Annotated in this window: 2 protein-coding genes; both read left to right on the forward strand. The window is 33.5% G+C overall.

The window, feature by feature from the left end; genetic code table 11:
- Positions 1 to 685: PIG-L deacetylase family protein (locus COZ07_RS01500; RefSeq protein WP_406606831.1), on the forward strand; the 685-nt coding region annotated here is incomplete at its 5' end.
- Positions 686 to 917: 232 nt separating this feature from the next.
- Positions 918 to 1,512: NAD(P)-binding protein (locus COZ07_RS01505; protein ID WP_406606832.1), on the forward strand; the 595-nt coding region annotated here is incomplete at its 3' end.

Genomic DNA, 1,512 nt, shown 5'->3' on the forward strand with positions numbered 1-1,512 from the left:
TTTTTTAAATGATGTAAAACTGCCGGAAAAAGGCCAAAAAGTTTTGGTTTTTTCACCTCATCCTGATGATGAAACCATTGCCTGCGGCGGTTATATTATCGAATCAGTACAAAGAGAAGCTGAGGTTACCATTGTTTTAGTTACCGATGGCAATAAACGTAGTTTAAAAGATTTGCGATACTCGGAATTTAAAACCGCCACCAGTGTTTTGGGAGTGCCGACTAATAATTTAATTTTCTTAAATTATCCAGACGGTAAGCTTGCTCAACAAAGTCAGGCCGAATTAGAAAAAATATTTCAAAATCAAATAGACAGTTACCATCCCGATATTGTCCTCTACCCTCATCCTGGTGATACTCATCAAGACCATGCTACCATCAGCAAAATTATAGAGAAAATATTAGAACAATCTCCGAATAAAAAAATTGCTTATAAATACTTAGTTCATCACCATCTGTATCCTCGTCCCAAAAAATATGCTCCCGACTTATACACCCTACCGCCAATTAGTTTAATTAGTTTTGATGGAGGATGGGAAAGATTGATGTTGTCGGAAGAAACAGAAAATTTAAAGCAAAGAGCACTTAAATCTTATAAAAGTCAATTAAAAAATCCCTTACTAAAAAATTTACTCGAATCATCTATTCGGAAAAATGAACTATTTGCCGTAGAAAGTTTACCATGATTAACCATACCCACTAACCAGAGAAACAGAAAAGAATTCGATATGGTCTTCCATTGTTTAGGTGGGTTCAATGCAGGGACAATAAGCTTAATTTGTGAAGAATGAATCTCGTCTGGTTAGAAAGAGGGCGGGATTTTTCTATTTTATAAAATAATTATATTTTATTTGTCTTATTTATAAAAATACTATAAAATTAGTACGGGCGAATAAAATATTTTAAAGGTTGGTTAAAATGAAAAAGAAAGAGTATGAAGTTATTATCATAGGGGCAGGGCCAGCAGGCATTTTTACTGCCCTTGAATTATCGAAAAAAAATAATATGGATATATTGATATTAGAAAAAGGGAAAGACCTCGACCAGAGAGTGTGCCCAATGAGGAGTAAAAAAGAGAGTTGTTTTCATTGTTCTCCCTGTTCACTATTGTCCGGCTGGGGTGGGGCCGGTGCCTTTAGTGATGGTAAACTCAATTTATCGACTGAAATTGGTGGACACTTAGATAATTATATAGATAAAGATAGAATAATTAATTTAATTAAATATGTTGATGATATTTACCTTGAATTCGGAGCAAATAAAACTGTTTATGGCACCAATGAAGAACAAATAGATATTATTAAGAAAGAAGCTTCTTGGGCTAATTTAAAGCTAATACCAACCAGGATAAGACATTTAGGTACCGAAAAAAGTGCTGAAATATTAAAAAAGATGTACCATTTCCTAAGAAGTAAAAATAACATTCGAACCAGCACCGAGGTAAAAAAAATATTAGTTGATAAGGGAAGAGCAATAGGAGTTGAAACTACAAAAGGTGAAGTAATAAAAGGAA

It is taken from the genome of Candidatus Infernicultor aquiphilus (assembly GCF_002784285.1).
GTDB classification, from domain to species: Bacteria; Atribacterota; Phoenicimicrobiia; order Phoenicimicrobiales; family Phoenicimicrobiaceae; genus Infernicultor; species Infernicultor aquiphilus.